21 protein-coding genes and 2 pseudogenes are annotated in these 19523 nt (G+C 41.1%); 14 read left to right on the top strand and 9 right to left on the bottom strand.

Annotated features, from left to right (window positions below; genetic code table 11):
- Nucleotides 1-99: 99 nt before the first annotated feature.
- A complete protein-coding gene (hag, locus tag WAX46_RS04145; RefSeq protein ID WP_226568942.1) occupies nucleotides 100-918 on the top strand; it encodes a flagellin Hag in 819 nt (272 codons plus the stop codon).
- A gap of 219 nt (nucleotides 919-1137) precedes the next feature.
- Here hag and WAX46_RS04150 read toward each other — a convergent pair whose 3' ends face one another.
- Complete coding sequence (locus tag WAX46_RS04150) at nucleotides 1138-1308, bottom strand: hypothetical protein (protein ID WP_226568944.1); 171 nt, start codon at nucleotides 1306-1308, stop codon at nucleotides 1138-1140.
- Nucleotides 1309-1781: 473 nt separating this feature from the next.
- Nucleotides 1782-2153 carry a DUF5412 domain-containing protein gene (locus tag WAX46_RS04155; RefSeq protein ID WP_226568946.1) on the bottom strand — a complete coding sequence of 124 codons (372 nt, stop codon included), beginning with the start codon at nucleotides 2151-2153 and terminating at the stop codon, nucleotides 1782-1784.
- Between the two features lie 228 nt (nucleotides 2154-2381).
- Between WAX46_RS04155 and WAX46_RS04160 the strand changes: the two genes are divergently transcribed.
- Nucleotides 2382-3005, top strand: a complete 624-nt coding sequence (locus tag WAX46_RS04160) for a poly-gamma-glutamate hydrolase family protein (protein ID WP_226568948.1) — start codon at nucleotides 2382-2384, stop codon at nucleotides 3003-3005.
- Nucleotides 3006-3015: 10 nt separating this feature from the next.
- On the opposite strand, the gene WAX46_RS04165 is transcribed toward WAX46_RS04160, so the two are convergent.
- Nucleotides 3016-3567, bottom strand: coding sequence for an ImmA/IrrE family metallo-endopeptidase (locus WAX46_RS04165; protein WP_226568950.1), 552 nt, complete (start codon nucleotides 3565-3567; stop codon nucleotides 3016-3018).
- A 317-nt stretch (nucleotides 3568-3884) separates the two neighbouring features.
- On the opposite strand from WAX46_RS04165, the pseudogene WAX46_RS04170 reads away from it, so the two are divergent.
- Nucleotides 3885-4259, top strand: a pseudogene (locus WAX46_RS04170) (peptidoglycan recognition protein family protein); the annotation flags it as partial.
- A gap of 149 nt (nucleotides 4260-4408) precedes the next feature.
- Here WAX46_RS04170 and WAX46_RS04175 read toward each other — a convergent pair.
- The 6 genes and pseudogenes from WAX46_RS04175 to WAX46_RS04200 form a co-directional block, all read right to left on the bottom strand.
- Nucleotides 4409-4540 (bottom strand): hypothetical protein, encoded by a 132-nt coding sequence (locus WAX46_RS04175; protein ID WP_264188749.1) that lies wholly within the window; start codon nucleotides 4538-4540, stop codon nucleotides 4409-4411.
- 99 nt (nucleotides 4541-4639) lie between these two features.
- Nucleotides 4640-4810 (bottom strand): type II toxin-antitoxin system SpoIISB family antitoxin, encoded by a 171-nt coding sequence (locus WAX46_RS04180; protein ID WP_008358858.1) that lies wholly within the window; start codon nucleotides 4808-4810, stop codon nucleotides 4640-4642.
- Entirely contained in the window at nucleotides 4785-5555 is a 771-nt protein-coding gene (locus WAX46_RS04185) for a type II toxin-antitoxin system SpoIISA family toxin (protein WP_226568954.1), read from the bottom strand. The genes WAX46_RS04180 and WAX46_RS04185 overlap by 26 nt, the downstream gene beginning before the upstream one ends.
- Before the next feature lie 104 nt (nucleotides 5556-5659).
- On the bottom strand, nucleotides 5660-6658 hold the full coding sequence (locus WAX46_RS04190) for an inorganic phosphate transporter (RefSeq protein WP_226568956.1): 999 nt from the start codon (nucleotides 6656-6658) through the stop codon (nucleotides 5660-5662).
- Between the two features lie 15 nt (nucleotides 6659-6673).
- Nucleotides 6674-7291 carry a DUF47 domain-containing protein gene (locus WAX46_RS04195; RefSeq protein ID WP_226568958.1) on the bottom strand — a complete coding sequence of 206 codons (618 nt, stop codon included), beginning with the start codon at nucleotides 7289-7291 and terminating at the stop codon, nucleotides 6674-6676.
- A 195-nt stretch (nucleotides 7292-7486) separates the two neighbouring features.
- A pseudogene (locus tag WAX46_RS04200) lies at nucleotides 7487-7922 on the bottom strand (ASCH domain-containing protein).
- Between the two features lie 269 nt (nucleotides 7923-8191).
- On the opposite strand from WAX46_RS04200, the gene ggt reads away from it, so the two are divergent.
- The 11 genes from ggt (at nucleotide 8192) to lpdA (ending at nucleotide 19495) form a co-directional block, all read left to right on the top strand.
- Nucleotides 8192-9904 (top strand): gamma-glutamyltransferase, encoded by a 1713-nt coding sequence (gene ggt / locus WAX46_RS04205; protein ID WP_376776450.1) that lies wholly within the window; start codon nucleotides 8192-8194, stop codon nucleotides 9902-9904.
- Between the two features lie 523 nt (nucleotides 9905-10427).
- Nucleotides 10428-10586 carry a hypothetical protein gene (locus WAX46_RS04210; RefSeq protein WP_226568962.1) on the top strand — a complete coding sequence of 53 codons (159 nt, stop codon included), beginning with the start codon at nucleotides 10428-10430 and terminating at the stop codon, nucleotides 10584-10586.
- 273 nt (nucleotides 10587-10859) lie between these two features.
- A complete protein-coding gene (locus WAX46_RS04215; RefSeq protein ID WP_226568965.1) occupies nucleotides 10860-11327 on the top strand; it encodes a PTS sugar transporter subunit IIA in 468 nt (155 codons plus the stop codon).
- A 46-nt stretch (nucleotides 11328-11373) separates the two neighbouring features.
- The gene (locus tag WAX46_RS04220; RefSeq protein ID WP_226568967.1) at nucleotides 11374-12747 is read left to right on the top strand and encodes a PTS galactitol transporter subunit IIC; all 1374 of its coding nucleotides are present in this window, start codon (nucleotides 11374-11376) and stop codon (nucleotides 12745-12747) included.
- 19 nt (nucleotides 12748-12766) lie between these two features.
- The gene (locus tag WAX46_RS04225) at nucleotides 12767-13045 is read left to right on the top strand and encodes a PTS sugar transporter subunit IIB (RefSeq protein WP_226568969.1); all 279 of its coding nucleotides are present in this window, start codon (nucleotides 12767-12769) and stop codon (nucleotides 13043-13045) included.
- A 61-nt stretch (nucleotides 13046-13106) separates the two neighbouring features.
- Nucleotides 13107-13553 carry a hypothetical protein gene (locus WAX46_RS04230; protein ID WP_226568971.1) on the top strand — a complete coding sequence of 149 codons (447 nt, stop codon included), beginning with the start codon at nucleotides 13107-13109 and terminating at the stop codon, nucleotides 13551-13553.
- Nucleotides 13550-14581 carry an alcohol dehydrogenase catalytic domain-containing protein gene (locus WAX46_RS04235; RefSeq protein WP_336493408.1) on the top strand — a complete coding sequence of 344 codons (1032 nt, stop codon included), beginning with the start codon at nucleotides 13550-13552 and terminating at the stop codon, nucleotides 14579-14581. Before WAX46_RS04230 ends, WAX46_RS04235 begins: the two co-directional genes overlap by 4 nt.
- A 182-nt stretch (nucleotides 14582-14763) precedes the next feature.
- Complete coding sequence (locus tag WAX46_RS04240; RefSeq protein WP_226568976.1) at nucleotides 14764-15747, top strand: thiamine pyrophosphate-dependent dehydrogenase E1 component subunit alpha; 984 nt, start codon at nucleotides 14764-14766, stop codon at nucleotides 15745-15747.
- Between the two features lie 31 nt (nucleotides 15748-15778).
- On the top strand, nucleotides 15779-16759 hold the full coding sequence (locus tag WAX46_RS04245; protein ID WP_226568995.1) for an alpha-ketoacid dehydrogenase subunit beta: 981 nt from the start codon (nucleotides 15779-15781) through the stop codon (nucleotides 16757-16759).
- Between the two features lie 18 nt (nucleotides 16760-16777).
- Nucleotides 16778-18100 carry a dihydrolipoamide acetyltransferase family protein gene (locus WAX46_RS04250; protein ID WP_336493409.1) on the top strand — a complete coding sequence of 441 codons (1323 nt, stop codon included), beginning with the start codon at nucleotides 16778-16780 and terminating at the stop codon, nucleotides 18098-18100.
- A 12-nt stretch (nucleotides 18101-18112) separates the two neighbouring features.
- Nucleotides 18113-19495 carry a dihydrolipoyl dehydrogenase gene (lpdA, locus tag WAX46_RS04255; protein WP_336493410.1) on the top strand — a complete coding sequence of 461 codons (1383 nt, stop codon included), beginning with the start codon at nucleotides 18113-18115 and terminating at the stop codon, nucleotides 19493-19495.
- Nucleotides 19496-19523 lie beyond the last annotated feature (28 nt).

Consider the following 19523-nt stretch of genomic DNA (forward strand, 5'->3'; position numbering starts at 1 on the left):
TCCGATATTAGAATTGTCAGGGTTGATAAGCCCTAGAATAAAGGACTTTTTTCAGACAAGGACGTCTGTCAGGTCCCACATACATGGAGGTAATAAGAAATGAGAATTAACCACAATATCGCAGCACTTAACACATTAAACCGTTTATCTGCAAACAACGGTGCTAGCCAAAAAAACATGGAGAAGCTTTCTTCTGGTCTTCGTATTAACCGTGCAGGAGATGACGCCGCAGGTCTTGCGATCTCTGAAAAAATGCGTGGACAAATCCGCGGTTTAGATATGGCATCTAAAAACGCACAAGATGGTATCTCTCTTATCCAAACAGCCGAGGGTGCATTAACGGAAACACATGCGATCCTTCAACGTATGCGTGAACTAACTGTTCAAGCAGGTAACACTGGTACTCAACAAGCTGAGGATTTAACAGCCATTCAAGATGAAATTAATGCACTTGTTGATGAGATCGATGGGATTTCTAAGCGTACAGCATTTAACGGAAAAAACCTTTTAGATGGTACTGAAGGAGCATTTAAATTCCAGATTGGTGCTAACGCAAATCAAAATATCGATGTCACTATTGCTGACATGGGAAAAACTGCTTTAGGCGTAGATGCTATTAAAGTTGATGATCCCGCTTTCGATTTTGACGCAGAAATCGTAAAAATTGATGCAGCAATCACGAGTGTGTCTTCACAACGTTCTCAACTTGGTGCGGTTCAAAACCGTCTAGAGCACACAATCAACAACCTTGGTGCTTCTTCTGAAAACTTAACAGCGGCTGAGTCTCGTATCCGTGACGTTGACATGGCGAAAGAAATGAGTGAGTTCACGAAGAACAACATTCTTTCTCAAGCTTCTCAAGCTATGCTTGCACAAGCGAACCAACAGCCACAAAACGTACTTCAATTACTACGTTAATTAACCAAAAGCCCCTAATTGCAGGGGGCTTTTTTTTCATGTCATTTTGAGTGCAGTAGGCCTGTGTAATTGAAAGTCCGGGACAGCTTCTTGGAAAGAAGAGTGATTTCATTCAACGTTCTCTCTATCCCATTGACGCCACCAACGAGCGGATTCGCCAAAGGGATCAGCCTGAATTATATCATGTAGCGTCAAATTGGGGATTTTGCTTTCCTCCTTTTAACTCGACTTCTTCCCATGCCATAGCAGCAATCGAACAAAGCCAGCAGCCAGGCTCAATGGCGTGCTGCATTGTTGTAAGGTGTTTCTTTCAAACGATAAATGCTTATTTTCTTGTGCTTGTTTCAGCATACGCTCAAGTGTTTGTGCCTCAAGAGCTGCTTTGGTCATTCCCTGCCCATGAATGGGATCTCATGTACACCAGGCATCGCCCATCATAAACCACTTAGCCAATCCCGCTTTTGTTCGTAGTAATTTATCACACAAGAAGGTATGGGCAGCAGTTTCTGAATTGAGATGAAAAGCCGATAAATACAATGAGGAGGTAGGGAAAGTGGATACTACAGAGTATTGTGACAGTTGCACCTTATATCATGCAGGTATTAAAGAATGAATTAACGATAAGTGATTGATCGAGGAAAAATTCTTGCTGTATTTGCCACCGAAAGATGTCGATTTTCAAATACGAGCAGGTGAACCAATAAAACCAGGTGTGCACTCGCTTTAGGGTTTCCGATCAAAAATCAATTAGAGCTTGAAGTGTATACGGAGTCATTGAATGCCATCATTCATAGTATTCAAGAAAAGGTGTATGTCAACGTAAAAAACGAATCTAAAGAGGGTTCGTTTTTTACGTTGGTAACTTATTTTCTAGTTTTTTTGTCAAAGCGATAATCATACGTTTCTCCTTTGACAACATTTAAAAGCTCGTGTCCAATTTGAACAAGCTGTGCATTTTTCCATTTGATGAGAGGGTCTTTATCAGGGTATTTCCAGTAAATTGTTTTCTTTCGATGGGTCAATTTGTTTTCGATTTCTGCTCTTACTGCATTCTCCTTTAGTTTTCCTCCACTATGTCGATAGGTGTTAATGATATATGTTCCATCGGGTGATGACATAGAGCGGATATATGTTCCGTGAGACACGCCTTGAAGAGAGAAGCATTTCCAATAAATGATTCCGGCGAAGCTAAGGAATAAGATGACAAGGATAATGGTGGTTTTCTTTTTAGACATGAATTCCTCCAGATGTAGATCACAATTTCTAATATATGAGAGAATACAAAAAGATTCATATAGTGCAAAAGTCAATTATCGGTCATTTTTTCTCAAAATTCAACAGAAAGCCGAAAAGATAAGGAAAATTTAAGGATGTCTTCAGGTGGGAGGATGATCCGAAAACACTTTACAAAAGAATTTAGGATCAGTAGACTTATGCTCATATAGAGAAATGGGGAAGGTGGAATGACGCCAATCATCGATACGTATCAAAATTATGAAGAGCTTTCCGCTCATGAAAGAAAAGGGATCGACTATCAAATTCTTCACAAGCGGAAAGGTGATCAGCTTCTGGTCTTGTCCCCTCATGGTGGAGGGATTGAATCTGGTGTGAGTGAGCTGATTCATGAATTAACAAGCAATTATTCTATGTATTTATTCGAGGGGCTTAAAGTGAAAGGCAACCAAGTTCTTCATATTACGAGCACACGTTTTGATGAGCCGATTTGTCTTTCTCACGTGCATACACATCATTATACGTTTGCCCTCCACGGCTATGGGGAAACAGACGTGCATCAAACATTAGTAGGCGGAACAGATAGAGAAAGGGCTGCAGAAACAGTGAAACGTTTAAGATGGAATGGCTTTCAAGCCTTGCTGCAATCTGAAGCTGATCGCTTTTCAGGAACACATCCTCATAATATTAATAATCAATGTCTGACAGGAAAAAGTGTACAAATTGAAATCAGTCAAGCTCAGAGAAGAGCATTCTTTGATGACTTTAGGCGGCGTCATAGGTGTAAAACACAAAATGATCAATTTTATAAATACACAAACGTGCTGAAACAAGTATTAAACCTTTATGAATAAACCTCTGAAGTCATGTGTGCAGATAAACGCCTTCTTTTTCCGCAACCATCTCCGCTTTCATTAAATAAGAAGTAAACTGCTTTTGAAATCGAATACCTGCTTTTCGCTGCTCAAATAAGGCAAGCCGTTTTTCAGCGAAAGCCCAAGTTACGTGAAATGTTTGAGCGATTTGCAAAATGGCTTGCTGGCGAAGATTTGGAAGCTTCATTTGCAAAAGCAAAAAGGTTGGCACACAAAAGTGATACATGAATTGTTTGGCCTGAAACTCTTGTAGTTCTCGAAAGAGCTTGTGCATCTTAAAGTGATTGCCTGTATGCTTCAGCACATGACAAAGCTCGTGGGCAAAATCCTGCCACTGTTCTTCTGGTGATAGGGATCTGTTTAAAATAATACTGTAAAGACCTTGATGTTTGATCATCATGCTGCCGGTATCCTCATAGTGAATCCACACATTAAATTCAGATGCAATCTTTTGCATATCCACATAGGCAGGACCACTTATTTGTAGTTGAGAGTATAACCGTTGAATATCTTCTTCTAAATGGGTTAAAAAACCAGTCATAAAAAAACCTCCATAAAAACGTATGTTCTATTTTTGGCGTAAAAGAAAAGTCCATATAGGACTAAATAGCTAATTAAGCTATCGCTTATTTTTTGTATCGGTTTATTTTTAACAATTTTAACATGAAATCAAAGAAAAATGGAACGATCTCCTGTTTTTTCTTTATTTTTCATTATGAAAGGTGAAATTTTACCAAAACAAACAAAATGTTTCTTATGAATGCAACCGATTGATCAGAAAAATCAATCATCAATCTAGCAAAAGGGAGTGAAGAACATGTTATTTCAGTTGTAAATGGGAACCGGCCAGGATACGCCATGGTATGTGACGGTGCATAACACAGCAAATACATCAAAGGGAGCTGATGAGAAAAGTCATGCGGCATATGTCAAACGGGGAACGACCGAGGTGAGCTGACATTTAACAATGGATGATTGTGAAATCAGCAATTGCCTTTAAATGAAATGGCTGGCGTGAAGGGGACGGTCATGGAAATGGTAAGCGGAAATCGATCGCAATTGAAATTTTGTGAAAATGAAGATGGGAACTTTCAGCAGGCCGTCATACATGCTCAATGGCTCATTCAAAAGCTATTAAGAGAGCATCACATTCCACTAATAAATGTGGTGAAACATCAGCATAGGTCTGGAAAAACATGTCCACGCCTGCTTCTAACTACATGGGATCATTTTTCTCAACATTGTTCAAAATGAAGAAAAGAACAAGTATGTGTTGCCGGATGGGATTTTACGAAGGGAAAGCACCGCGTTTTCAGCTGATGAATGGTTTGACAAATGAAAGGGTGTACGGTCCTAAAATAAAGGAAAAGCTACTTGAGCTATTAAATAAGTGAGTTTTTCTGTTTGAATGATTGAATGACTGCTTCACTTTTTTCGTTTAATCGATGAAAATAAGGGGACGGCTGAAATTCAGCAAACTGAACATATCTCAATTGTTTGATTTTCTTTTTCATTTTGGCACCTCAATCGTTGCAGCATATGATCTTTTTGTATGCGATTATATGAGAAAATGGAATCAGGACGCAGATTTAGTTCTGCGTCCTTTAGTGTGATCAAGCTTTTTTATTTTTATACTCATCCAGGAGCTGTTCATTTTTTTTGAAAATACGCTCTGTATGGGGGCTTACCTTGTAATCAGCCATACTAATATGCCGCTTCTTTTTTAATATTTTAAAAGGATTTTTCTTGCGGTTGTTGTTATCCCCTTGAAGTGCGTGGTCCATCTTCATCACCTTCCTCTTCGTCTGGCAAGATTAGGTCATAAATCGTTGTAAGTGAGGTTATTAATAAATAGTCGAACTCAGTGACAATTTTATCAGAGGTCAGCTTAATGACAAAGTATGCATCAGCTACTGAAAACGGGATGAGTACCAATTTGCCGAAATCATCGTAATACACTTCCTGCCTGTCAAGCTTCGCCTGAATGAGAACTTGCTGATCAAGCGTCCAAAGCAGGTCATCTTTTTGTTCCTGCGTGTCATATGGACAAAGAACCGCTTGAATATTCATTTTTTCGGCAAAAGAATAAATCAGCCGTTCAATTCCCTCTATATAAGCTTCTATACTTCCATAATATACATGGATCGGTTCGTTTTTCAATAGGTATTGGTACGTTTTTAGTTTATTGAGGTAAGAATGAAGGAGATCGTTATTTTGTTCAAGGAGTTGGTGTGTGTCGGTTTCTAGTTCATGATTCCCGAGTTTTTTAATATAGGAGCTGAGAAAAATGAAAGCATCGGTTAAGGCGAAAAATATAGCAATAATTAAATAATGCATCCAATCGGTGAAGATTGAAGAGGGATCATATGTCCAGTAAATAACAGCACCAGCTACATAAATCCAATACCACGTTTTACGAATAGCAAACATTTTTTCTTTCACTTTTTGTTCAAAGCGCCATACAGCAAAAACATATACAGCAAGAGCCACTAACAAAATCCAGACGGTCAGTTGAAAAAATAATAGCATGTCCTTCTCTCCCATAGACAGATGAATACTTGATTACTTCTATAGGTATGTTTGGAAAACCTGCTTCATGAAAAAAAACTGCCTTTAAGAACAGGCAGTTTGTATTAGAGCATCGCGTTTAACACAAAGTATACGAGAGCACCTAGTGTCCCTGAAATCGGTAATGTAATGACCCAAGTGACAAGCATACGTTTTGCAGTACCCCAGTTCACACCTTTTACTCTGTGTGCAGAACCTACGCCTAGAATAGAAGAGGAGATGACATGGGTTGTACTAACCGGTAAATGGATAAACGTTGCACCGAAAATAATGGCTGCACCAGTTAAGTCGGCCGATACTCCGTTTACTGGACGAATTTTCATGATTTTACCGCCGACTGTTTTAATAATCTTCCAGCCACCAACAGAAGTACCAAGTCCCATGGCAAGTGCACAAGAGAATTGTACCCAGAATGGAATGTCGTCTGTTGTATGAAGGTTAGCTGCGATTAAAGCCATCGTAATAATCCCCATCGCTTTTTGCGCATCGTTTGTGCCATGGGTATACGATTGAAGTGCAGCAGTTAAAATTTGAACACGTCGGAATTGTTTATTTGTTTTTGCGAGATTGTTGTCTCTAAATATAAATTTAATAATGGTATACACGATATATCCCAATATGAAAGCTAGGATAGGCGAAAGCAAAAGTGCTTGAATGATTTTAATGAATCCCGAATAGTTTAAAGCGCCAAAACCAGCAGAGGCAATAACGGCCCCTGCAATTGATCCGATCAGTGCATGTGAAGAACTACTCGGAATCCCGTAATACCAAGTAAGCAAGTTCCAAGTAATGGCCGCAATTAAAGCAGCCAAAATGACGACAGAACCATTTTGAAGTGTAAAAGGATCTGCGATGTCTTTTGTAATGGACTTTGCTACACCTGTAAATGTCATCGCTCCTAAGAAGTTCATGAACGCTGCCATAATAATAGCATGTCTAGGCTTTAACGCTTTCGTTGAAACAGAAGTGGCAATGGCATTCGCTGTATCATGAAATCCATTAATGAAATCAAAAGCCAGTGCACAAATGACAATAAGTATGGTAAGGATGATTAATATGTCCATGTTTACCTAACCCCGTTACGCATTCTTCATAATGATTGTTTCTAAATTGTTGGCAACACTTTGACAGGAATCAGCGATTTCTTCAAGTGTTTCGTAAATTTCTTTGTATTGAATGACCTTAATTGGATCTGTTTCTTTTCCGAACAAGTTCTTTAGTGATTTACGATAAAGATTGTCACAATTATGCTCAATCTCTTTGATTTTGATTGCGTGCGGATGAATATCTTTTAAGCGATTTTGAGCCAGTAGTTCAATTGTGATTAAAATTTCTTTTGCACATTCTCTGATGTAGTGGCTGAATTTGTCGATATGTTCGTCTGAGCTCGTCATTGAATAAATTTCCATTGTTGCTGAAAAATGTTCAATTCCATCTAAAACATCATCGAGGCTATTCGTCAATTGAAGAATGTCTTCACGCTCAATCGGTGTAATAAACGCTTTGTTCAGCTCTTTAATCATGGTATGAACATGATTATCACCTTTTGTCTCATATTCCTTCAATGTGTCAGAAAATTCTTTCAGAGTGGTTTGATTTGTTACTTTATAGCTAACAAAATACTCAGCAGTTTCATCTAAATTTTTAGCAATTTCCGTTAACAAGACGGAAAACTTGTCTTTTTTCCTTTTTAACATGTAAAAACCCTCCATTGTATAAATGAGACAATGCACACATCAAATAATTATATATTCTTTTGTCGAAAAAAAACAGGTGTAGTCGAAAATTTCTTCACTTTTTCTATTTGATCTTATTCTGACCTAAAGATGAGATCTCATCACACCTTATTCAGAAAGGGAAAAAAGCGGGCCGTATTCGACGCCGCTGAAAGGTTATGAAGCTGAATAAATTAATTTGAAACGCTCACAAACAAGGAGCATATCTTCTTGAAAGTCTAATCCGTATGGTTTGAGTGCTTCTGTGAAGAATTCTTTATGGGCTCTGTACCAATAGTCATATGATAGATCGGGATTCAGGGACTTTGTTCATTTGTATCACATCTACATCTGTGATCTCGATGAGGGCTTTTGGTTCTTCCTGACTGTCTAAAATGATTGCGTATTGCCCGGCCTTCGAAAGCGGCTCTTGTTCCATCTCGTAAAAAATATGTCCAGAGCAAGTGGCTGTTTTTTTCCCTTGCTGTACAAGGTCAAGCAAGTGATCTGGATCTGCGCCAAATGCCCAAGCAGAAACAGAGGTGTGATGTGGTGCTTTTCTTGATTTTTCTTCCCAATAAGATTCCCAAAATAATGTGCTTTTGTGGTTCATCCTTTTTCCCCCTTTGTGATGAGTTTATTATATCGCGGAGTTTCATACTTGGAAATAATACGTCTTTATTCCTGCATGATGTGCATGTCATATGTTTTGAAAAAGGACATTTTGTTTGTTGAATGTAGGTTGATAGAATGAAAATTTTTGAAATTTTAGAATAATCTATTGTATTCTGGTCAAGAAGTAGGTAAGGTCAAAGTAAGAATATGGAAGGGGTGTTGTTCATGAAACGCATTTCTCTAACTGTTTTGTCCATATGTCTGTTTATGTTCTCGTTTTTTCTGCCTGTCAGCCAAGTCACTGCAAACGAAAATCATGGGAATAAAGTAGCTGTTGGCAAAGATGGCATGGTGGCTACAGCTCATCCGCTTGCATCAGAAATTGGTGCTGATGTATTGAAAAAAGGTGGAAACGCAGTTGATGCTGCTGTTGCCATCCAGTACGCACTGAATGTAACAGAGCCAATGATGTCTGGTATTGGCGGCGGAGGATTTATGATGGTTTATGATGGTAAGACAAAAAAGACATCTATCATTAATAGTAGAGAACGGGCACCGCAGGGCGCAACACCTGACATGTTTTTAACTGATGACGGAAAAGTCATTCCATTTGCGGAGCGGTCCACACATGGTAATGCTGTTGGTGTACCCGGTACTTTAAAAGGTCTTGAAGTGGCACTAGATAAGTGGGGTACTCGTTCTATGAAGGAATTGATTGAGCCTTCTATTCAGTTAGCCGAGGATGGATTTGAAATTGATTCTGTTCTTGCAAAGGCCATTGATGATCATCAAGGGAAATTGAAAAAAACGGCTGCAGCGTCAACCTTTCTTCCAGATGATCAACCGCTCAAAGAAGGAGATCGGCTTGTACAGCCAGGTCTTGCGAAAACATTTAAGCTGATTGCGACAAAAGGAAGCAAGGCGTTTTATGAAGGGAAAGTAGCGAAGGCACTTGCAAATACGGTCCAAGATTTTGGTGGTACGATGACAACAGATGACATTGGTCATTATGAGGTCAAGACTGACGAGCCAATCTGGGGAAAATATAAAGGCTACCAGCTTGCAAGTATGCCTCCACCAAGCTCGGGCGGAGTATTTATGCTACAAATACTCAAAATACTTGACCACTTTAACCTATCTCAGTATGACCCAAAATCATTCGAAAAATATCAGCTGCTTGCTGAAACGATGCACCTCTCCTATGCTGACCGTGACGCATATGCCGGTGACCCCGAATTCGTAGATGTTCCACTAAAAGGACTATTAGATGATGATTACATTTCAGAAAGAGCCTCTCTTATTCAAGTAGATCAAATGAATCGTAACCCGAAGGAAGGAGATCCGTGGGCTTATGAGGGTGAAAAAAATCCATCCCCGATTGTCCCCCAGCCAGAAGATAAAACGATTGGTGAGACCACCCATTTTACTGTTGCAGATCAGTGGGGAAATGTTGTGTCATTTACAACAACCATTGAACAGTTATTTGGTACAGGGATTCTCGTCCCAGAGTATGGCTTTTTCTTAAACAATGAACTGACGGATTTCGATGCAAGGCCTGGCGGAGCAAATGAGGTTCAGCCGAATAAACGCCCCTTATCGAGTATGACTCCGACGATCATTTTTAAAGATGGAGAGCCTGTCATGACCGTGGGATCACCTGGAGGAAAGACCATTATTGCTTCTGTTTCACAGACAATCCTAAATTTGCTTGAATATGACATGGAACTTCAGGATGCGGTGGAAGAACCAAGAATTTATACAAACAGCTTAGATTCTTATCGTTATGAAGTAGGTGTTCCTCTGGATGTGAGAACAAAGCTAAATGATATGGGCCATCGTTTTGGCAGTTCACCTATTGATATCGGAAACGTGCAAGCTCTCCTGATTGATCGAAAAGCAGGGACATTTACTGGAGTAGCTGACTCCACGAGAAATGGAACCGCTGTTGGTGTCAATTTAAAGCTATCTGAAGATCAATAACATTTCCCGGGAAAAGAAGCGCCTTTTGAAGATGGCGTTTCTTTTTTGTCTAAATAAAAAGAAAAAACCATTTGGACAGACTTTATTATTTGGAAATCGGAGAATTGATTTTTTCTACCGCCATCTGGGAAGACCACTTTATTCAGAACCATCGCAGGCTTGCCTATGCCAATAACGGGAGATTTTTATTTGGAGACTTGGACTATAGACTATACCAGAAAGCTGCAGATCGGTTTTCTGATTCAGCGATATGTTCTTTGTCGAAATATGACGGTATTTGTTCACAGTGCGTACAGTCTTCAGCTCAAACCAAGAGGAGAACGGATATAAAAAAATACATCAGAGAGAGGAGGCATGAGCTGCTGTAGGTCATTCAGTTAACGCAGTATGAGCACCGTTATGCAGAGCAGCTGTGAGGGGGATAAAAGCAACGTGTAGCTTTCCTACGTACGCTTGCCGCCAAACCGAAGGCACTCCTATTAGATGAACCTCTTGGCTCTCTAGATACGAAGGTGATGAAAGAATGAAGGCATTGGCTGAAAAAATTCCATCAAGAATTTCAAATGACGGCATCTTTGTGACAAAAGATTATGAAGAAACGTCCGATATTGCTGTTCGTGTTGTGGTCATAAATAATGGAAAAATTGATCAGATAGGGACAAAGCAAGAAATGGCAGAGTAAACGACAATCTCTATGTCTCTGAATTTTTAGAGATAACAAGAGGTGTAGAGATTTCGAATGGGAGGATGCAGCATGGGCTGCGTCTTTTTCATAAAATATTTTTGGGATATTGACTTATAATTTTGAATATTATAATATTTTTACAAAGGTAACTATATTGAACATTTTCACAAATAGATATTTGTAAGCGCTTTATAAAAAGATTCTGTTTTAAAATGTTCTTCCTTTTTGTTACATGTGTTCATATTTAAATCAAAAGAAAGAGGTGGTTGTTTGAACAACTTGTTTGAGTTAGATAAGCAGCTAATTCAGTTGCAGTACGAGGCATCTTCACGAGAGGAGGTGACAGCAAGTTTAGCAAAACGGTTAGAAGCTGGAGGGTATATTAAATCGAGCTTTTTACCAGCTGTGCTTGAAAGAGAAAAAACATATCCTACAGGCCTGCCTCTTGCGACCTTTGGAGTGGCAATTCCCCATACAGATCCTGAACATGTCAACCATCCGGCGATCAGTGTAGCGACTTTAAAGGAGTCCGTCATTTTTCATAAGATGGGAAACCCTGATGAAACAGTGGAAGCCAAAATTGTGTTTGTTCTTGCAATCACTGAACCTAGTAAACAGCTTGTGATGTTAGAGAAGCTTATGACGTTTTTCAGAAAAGAAGAGATTATGACAAAGCTATCTCACTTGACATCGTATGAAGAAGCCGTTGAATTACTTCAACAAGAATTAAACCAGTAATCTTTTAAATGTAAGCGTTTTATCCAAAAATTCAGGAGGTGGATGTATGATCAAGCAAGCAGTCGATTTTATTTTAGATCTTGGACCAACTATTATGCTCCCAATTATTATGACGATTTTCGGTATGATCTTGCGGCAGGGCTTTAAAAAATCTTTCCGATCCGGTATTACGATCGGAATTGGATTTGTCGGTGTCAACCTTGTCATTAATTTACTTGTGAGTGGTCTTGGGCCTGCCGCAAAAGCCATGGTCAATTCCCTTGGGTTAAAGCTCGATATTTTGGATGTCGGCTGGCCGATTGGAGCCGCAATTTCCTTTGGTACACCCGTTGCCCCTTTGATGATTCCTCTTGTGCTTTTGTTAAATGTCATCTTATTGTCCGTTAATTTTACAAAAACACTGAATGTAGATATTTGGAATTTTTGGCATTTGATTTTCGCGGCCTCTGTTACTTACTACGCTTATCATAATATGTTCTTAGCCCTTGCAGTTGGCTTGATCGTCTCTGCTATTACACTGAAATTAGCTGATTGGACAGCGCCGACGATTGAACACCACTTCGGATTAAAAGGCGTATCAATGGCGCACGCTGAAACGGTCAACTTCGCACCGCTCATGTATGCGTCAAACCGCGTGATTGATAAAATTCCTGGCTTAAACAAAATTCATGCTGATCCAGAAACACTGAAGAAACGTTTTGGCATTTTTGGCGAACCGCTTGTGATGGGTCTCGTACTTGGTATTCTTATTGGTCTTCTTGGCGGCTATGATGCGAAAGGCGTCATGACCCTTGGGATTCAAATGGCAGCAGTTCTTGTGTTAATGCCAAGAATGGTCGCCTTATTAATGGAAGGGCTCATTCCCATCTCTGAGGGTGCTCGTTCTTATATTCAAAAGCGTTTCCCTGGTAAAAACGTCTACATTGGATTAGATACTGCGATTGTTATCGGTCACCCGGCGAATATGGCCGTAGCCCTTTTGATGGTGCCAATCACGATTTTGCTCGCTGTTGTTCTTCCGTACAATGGCATGCTGCCATTTGCGGATTTATCGGTTCTGCCATTTACGGTTGTATGGGCAGTAGCAGCCGCTCGTGGAAATATTATTCGCGGCCTCATTAACAGTATTTTAACAATAATGATCGTCTTCTTTATCGCAACGAACCTCGCACCACTTGCGACCACAATGGGGAAAGCCGTTGGATTTGATTTCCCAGAAGGGGCAAACATGATTTCTGGTATTGACCTTGGTTCTCACGTCATTCCTTGGATCATGGTGAGACTTCTTGATCCGAGTAATCCTTACTTTATTGCAGCGATTATCTGTGCATTTGCTTATGGGCTTCTTTGGTACTGGGTGCGAAATGATATTAAGAAGCAGTATGCAAAAGAAATGGGTTTAGATCAGAAAGAACAATAAATGAGCTGGAGGTTTTTTTATGGCAAAGAAAATATTGGTATCGTGCGGCACGGCAGTTGCTACGTCAACGGTTGTCGCGAAAAAGGTAGAAGACACGTTAAAGGAAAAAGGCTACGATGTCGTGGTTGAACAATGTAAGGCATCTGAGGTACCGCAAAAAGCAGAGGGTGCCGATTTAATTGTGACCACAACGCCAGTCAGTGATACAAAAGGTACGCCTGTGATTCAAACGTTATCTTTTTTAACCGGATTTGGCATTGAAGATGATATTGAAAAAATCATTGATCACATTAAGTAAACAATGTTTGCGTGAAGGAGCGTTTAAGGCTCCTTCTATATATCTGAAAGGAGGATGTCTGATGCAACAGCATACTTATAGTCGAACGTCTGCAGTGTTTTCTATTTTTCTTCCAGCCTTGTTAATATGTGTGTTTTTTCTCTGGTCTCTTTATACATTAATGTCGGCAGGGCCTGAGCCGTTAGCTGTGTTGGGTGTTTATACGCTGCCTATCCTCATGCTTTCTAGCATCACGGGACTGAATCAGCCAACGAACGTCATCATTAGTAAGGATGAGCTGAAGCTAGGTGCTTTTGGTAGATGGCACACATATGCTGTGTCCGATATCAAAGGAAAATTGTTTTTAAAGCCGTATCCTCATATCGGGAAAGTATATGTCAGAGTTGGGGCCACGCGAATATTCGGCGGACGCTACTGGATCTCAAGTGAGATGAGTGAGTACAAGCAACTTGTTCAAACCTTACAGGACCTTGCGAAGTGTGATGAAAAGGAGGATGCAGCGACATGAAATCAGCTGTCTTTTATTCTTCAGATGACATTCGTTATGAGGAGCGGAAGCGGCCTGCTATTGGTGATGATGAAGTCCTATTGAGGATGCGTGCCTGCGGCTTATGCGGTACGGATATTTACAAAGCAACATATGAGACGGTACCTCCTGGAACTGTACTAGGACATGAAATCGCTGGTGATATTGTTGAAACGGGCCGTAATGTAACACATGTTCAAACGGGAGACAGGGTGTATGTGGCGCATCATGTCCCTTGTTTCACATGTGACTTTTGTCAAAGAGGATTTTATACAATGTGTCCGCAGTTTGGAGCAACAAATGTAGAGCCGGGCGGTTTTTCAGAATATATTCGTGTTTCTTCTTTACATGTCAAGCATACAATGGGCAAGCTCCCGCACGGTGTTTCATATGAGCAAGGGGCGATGGTCGAACCAGTTGCTTGCTGCCTGCATGGATTTGAACGAGCGCCTGTTCATCCAGGAGATTCTGTGCTGATCCTTGGAGCAGGGCAAATTGGCTGCATTCAATTACAGCTCGCCAAATATGGTCTGGCTGGAAAAGTGATGATAACGGATGTGAATGAGAACCGGCTACTTCAAGCGAGAAATTTAGGAGCTGACGTCGCTTTTCATCCAGAATTTGAGCCAGTGGAAAACCGTGTCATGAAAGAAACAGATGGAAAGGGAGTAGACCTCGTCATTATTTCTGTTGGGAGCAGTGCGCTTTTAAAAGAGGCGTTTCAAGCTGTAGCGAGAGGCGGAACGATTTTGGTGTTTGCTCATTTTCCAAAGGGGACTGTCTCCATTCCGGCTGAGCGATTTTTCCATGATGAAGTCAAAGTAGTGGGAGCGTATTCTTCGCATCCGTATCACTATAGTGAAGCGCTTGGACTTCTGAAGGCGAAGGTGGTTCACACAGAAAAAATGGTGACGCATCGTTACCCGTTAAGTCAGCTGCTTCAGGCGATAGAATGCGCGAGGCATCCAGAAGGGAAGAGCGTCAAAATCATGATGTATCCAGATGAATGAAAATGTAAGAGGTTGAGAGAGGAAGAGAAGGTCTTTGGAAAAGGGCTTTGCCTTTCTCTTTTTTTCTGATGAAAGATGAAAACGCTTAAAAATAAACGGAAATGCTTGACTTCAATGAGAGTTAAACATATGATAATTACAAATGTAATATATAAGAACAAATGTAAAAAAGGAGAGAAGAAATGCAAAAACAAATCATTATTCCTGAACAGATTAGTCATGAGACATTAGCAGATTTATATAAACAAATGTGGTTAGTTAGATATTTTGATGAGAAGGTCGATCAGTTCTTTGCAAAAGGATTAATCCACGGAACAACCCATTTATGTGTTGGACAGGAAGCGTCGGCTGTTGGATCTATTGCCGTGTTAAAGGATGAAGATAAGATTGTCAGCACCCACCGTGGACATGGTCACTGTATTGCGAAAGGTGCAGAGGTCAATAAAATGATGGCCGAGCTGTTTGGACGTGAAACCGGCTATTGCAAAGGAAAAGGCGGCTCTATGCATATTGCCGACTTAGAAAAAGGAAACCTTGGGGCAAATGGAATTGTTGGCGGTGGTATCCCACTTGCAACGGGCGCGGCGCTGACATCTAAGATGAAGCAGGAAGGCTTTGTTGTTCTTTGTTTCTTCGGAGACGGTGCGACAAATGAAGGAAGCTTCCATGAAGCGTTAAACCTTGCATCCATTTGGGATTTACCTGTTGTGTTTATTTGTGAAAACAACCAATACGGCATGTCTGGCCCAGTGAAAGAAATGATCAACATTGAAGATATTTCAACAAGAGCAGAGAGCTACGGCATGCCAGGAAAAACTGTAGATGGAAATGACATGATCGAGATCATGAACACAGTAGATGAGGCGGTGAGTCGTGCAAGAGCTGGAGAAGGTCCATCACTCATTGAAATGAAAACGTATCGCTGGAAGGGTCACTCAAAAAGTGATGCGAAAAAATACCGTACACGTGAAGAAGAGACAGAATGGAGACAAAAAGACGGAATCAAACGCTTTAAGTCTCTCTTAATTGATCTAAATGTTCTGACAGAAGAGCAGGCAGCAAGCTTACAGGAAGAAGCGAAACAGGAGATCGAAGCATCTGTTGAATTTGCTAAAAGCAGTAAAGAACCATCCATTGGCACACTATTAGAGGATGTATACGCCTAATTAGGAGGGGAATCACGTGACAAAAACAACAGTGAGAGAGATTTCATATTTAGAAGCCGTTCGAGAGGCTATGAGTCAGGAAATGAGAGAAAATCAAGATGTCTTCATTTTAGGTGAGGATATAGGTGTATACGGAGGTGCTTTTGGGGTCACGCGTGGCATGATTGAAGAATTCGGTCCAGAACGCGTGCGCAATACGCCGATCTCAGAGGCGGCCATCGCAGGGGGCGCAGTCGGAGCTGCTTTGACAGGCATGCGTCCGATCTTAGAACTACAATTCTCTGACTTTATCACCATCGCCATGGATCAGCTTGTCAACCAAGCAGCGAAAACACGTTACATGTTTGGCGGAAAAGGGAAGGTGCCGCTCGTTGTAAGAACACCAGCAGGCTCTGGAACGGGTGCAGCAGCCCAGCACTCACAAAGTTTAGAAGCGTGGATGGCTCATATCCCAGGACTAAAGGTTGTCCAGCCTTCAACGGCTTATGATGCAAAAGGACTTTTAAAAGCGGCGATGGATGATGACAACCCTGTCATTTTCTACGAACATAAGCTTTTATATAAAACAATCAGTGAAGTGCCAGAAGAGAAGTATTCGATTCCTTTAGGGAAAGCGGATGTGAAAAGAAGCGGGAAGGATGTCACGATTGTAGCAACAGCCATTATGGTGCACAAAGCATTGGAAGCGGCGAAGGAATTAGAAGCAGAAGGAATCGATGTTGAAATCATTGATCCACGAACACTCGTCCCATTAGATGAAGAAACCATTATCGAATCTGTAAAGAAAACGGGTAAATGTATCGTTGTCCATGAGGCGGTCAAACGAGGCGGCTACGCCGGAGAGATTGCGAGTATGATAGCAGAAAGTGAAGCCTTCGATTATTTAGATGCTCCTATTAAACGACTTGGTGGTCTTGCCGTACCAATACCTTACAACCCAACGCTGGAAAAAGCCGTCATTCCACAAGTGCCAGATATTATTGAAGCAGCAAAAGAGCTCGTACGCTCTTAAATAAAGGGGGAGAAGGTCATGCCAAAAGAGATATTTATGCCGAAGCTAAGCAGTACGATGGAAATCGGCACCTTGCTTCAATGGTTTAAAGAAGAAGGAGATTCGGTTGAAATCGGTGAGTCTCTTTTTGAAATTATGACAGACAAGATCAATATCGAGGTTGAAGCCTATGATGATGGCGTTTTTCTGAAGAAATACTATGAAGCAGATGATCAAATTCCAGTTAACGCTGTCATTGGGTACATCGGAGAGGCAGATGAAAAGGTGCCAAGCGAGCCGCCTGCACAGGCAGATGGAGAATCCTCAGAAGACAGCGGATCGTCACCACAATCTGCCTTATCCGCTTTTACTGAAGTCGAAAAAACTTCTGATGAAAAAGTACGTGCAACGCCCGCGGCGAGAAAAACGGCAAAAGATCACCATGTGGCGATTCACGAGATATATGGCACAGGACCAAAAGGCAGAATTCAAAAGCGGGATGTCGAGGCTGTCGTCAATACTAGTGAGAAAGATCAGCGAGTATCACCGCTTGCAAGAAAAGTGGCTACTCGTGAAGGAATCGATTTAGCGAATGTTGCTGGATCTGGTGCACACGGAAAAATGATGAAAAGAGATGTGAAAGCAGCAACTGTAAACACATCAGACTCTACTCCAGTAAAAACACAAAAACTAACTGGTATGAGAAAAGTGATCGCAGATCGCATGTCAAAAAGTGCTTTTACAGCGGCGCACGTCACATTAACAAGTGAAATCGATATGACAAAAGCGAAAGAAATGCGCAAGCAGCTATTGCCGGCCATTGAAAAAGAGACAGGCTACAGATTGTCGTTTACTGAAATCATCATTCATGCGGTTAGTAGCGTCCTTACAAGCCACCCGCAAATCAATATGACGTTTGAACAAAATGAGCTCCATTTCCATGAGGATGTGCACATAGGTCTTGCTGTTGCTGTGAAAGACGGCTTAATGGTTCCGGTCATTTCTCATGCGAATCAAAAAGGGTTAAAACAGCTGACAAAAGAGGCAAAGGAAATTGGACAAAACGCACGTGATCAAAAACTTTTACCAGATCAGCTGAAAGGGTCCACATTTACCATTAGTAACTTAGGTATGTATGCCATTGATACCTTTACCCCAATTATTAATCAGCCAGAAGTGGCGATTTTAGGTGTTGGACGCATTCAAGAAAAACCTGTTGTGATAGACGGAGAAATTCATGTGCGGCCAATGATGGGTGTCAGTTTATCTTTTGATCACCGAGTGATAGATGGTACACCAGCGGCGGCCTTTTTAACAGACCTCAAAAAAGTACTTGAACAACCATTTGAATTGCTAATGTAGGAGATGAATCGGATGACAAAAACGTATGATCTGTTAGTCATTGGCGGAGGGCCTGGCGGGTATACTGCTGCCCTTCAAGCAGCTGAGCGTGGACTTAAGGTCGCATTGATTGAAGAGGATTTTCTAGGAGGTACTTGTTTAAATCGAGGCTGTATCCCTTCAAAGACACTGCTCAAACATGCAGAAGTTATTGAATCAATTGAGAAGGCGAAAAGCTGGGGAATTGAAACAGGTGAGATGGTTCTTTCCTTCGAAAAAATGAGAAAGCGTAAAGATGCCGTCATTGAAAAACTCAGGGACGGAATTGCCTTTTTATTGAAGCAAGGAAAGATTGATGTATATAACGGCAGAGGCACAGCTGTTACAAAGCATCGCATTGACATTGAAAAACAAGATGGTTCAGAATCGATTGAAACAAAAGCACTGATCATTGCAACCGGATCTTCACCTGCCATTCCGCCAATTCCGGGGCTGAAAGAGGTTCAATTTGATACAAGTGATATGATTTTTGACATCCCAGATATCCCTGCTTCTGTTGTCATTATTGGCGGAGGTGTGATTGGTCTTGAGCTGGCATGCATCTTCCAGAGTCTTCAATCAAAAGTGACCATTATTGAAGCGGCACCGTCCATTATTCCGCTAGAGGATGAAGAAGCATCGAAATTGCTAGAAAGAGAGTTGAAGAAAAAAGGCATCCATATCGCGAAAAAAACAACTGTGACAGAGGTAACAGAAAGCGAAGGGATCAAAGCGGTTCATGGAACAGATGATAAAGGGGAGACTCATATCTTTACAGCTGAAAGACTGCTTGTTTGTGTAGGAAGAAGACCGAATGTATCAGCTGTAAGCCAGCTTGACCTTCAGCTGGATGGCCCTTTTATTAAAGTAAACGACCGTATGCAGACAAGTGCTGAAGGTGTATATGCAGTTGGCGATGTCGCCGGCGGTTATCAGCTCGCTCATGCGGCGATGGCAGAGGCAGCCGTTGCAGTCAGCAATATATGCGGCGAACCTGAAAAAATGAATTCAGATATCGTACCTAGATGTATTTATACATTACCAGAGGTGGCGAGCGTTGGGCTGACAGAGAAAGAGGCAAAAGCGGAAGGGCTTAACGTTCAAATAGAACGATTCGATTTAACAGCATGCGGAAAAGCATTGGCAGCAGGTGTTCAGACAGGCTTTATTAAATTGGTGTACGATACGACATATGGCGAAGTGATTGGCGCCACTATGGTTGGTCCACACGTAACAGAGATGATATCAGAAGCTTCCTCATTTATGTACTTAGAAGGAACAGCTGAAGAGATGGCTAAAATGATTCATCCACATCCAACCATCTCAGAAGGCTTTTATGAAGCAGCTCTTCATATCGTGAGTAAGCTGAGAAAATAAATGTCAAACAAGGAGTAGGGAGGAGATA

This window comes from Bacillus sp. FJAT-53060, assembly GCF_037104745.1.
GTDB classification, from domain to species: domain Bacteria; phylum Bacillota; class Bacilli; order Bacillales; family Bacillaceae; genus Bacillus; species Bacillus stratosphericus_B.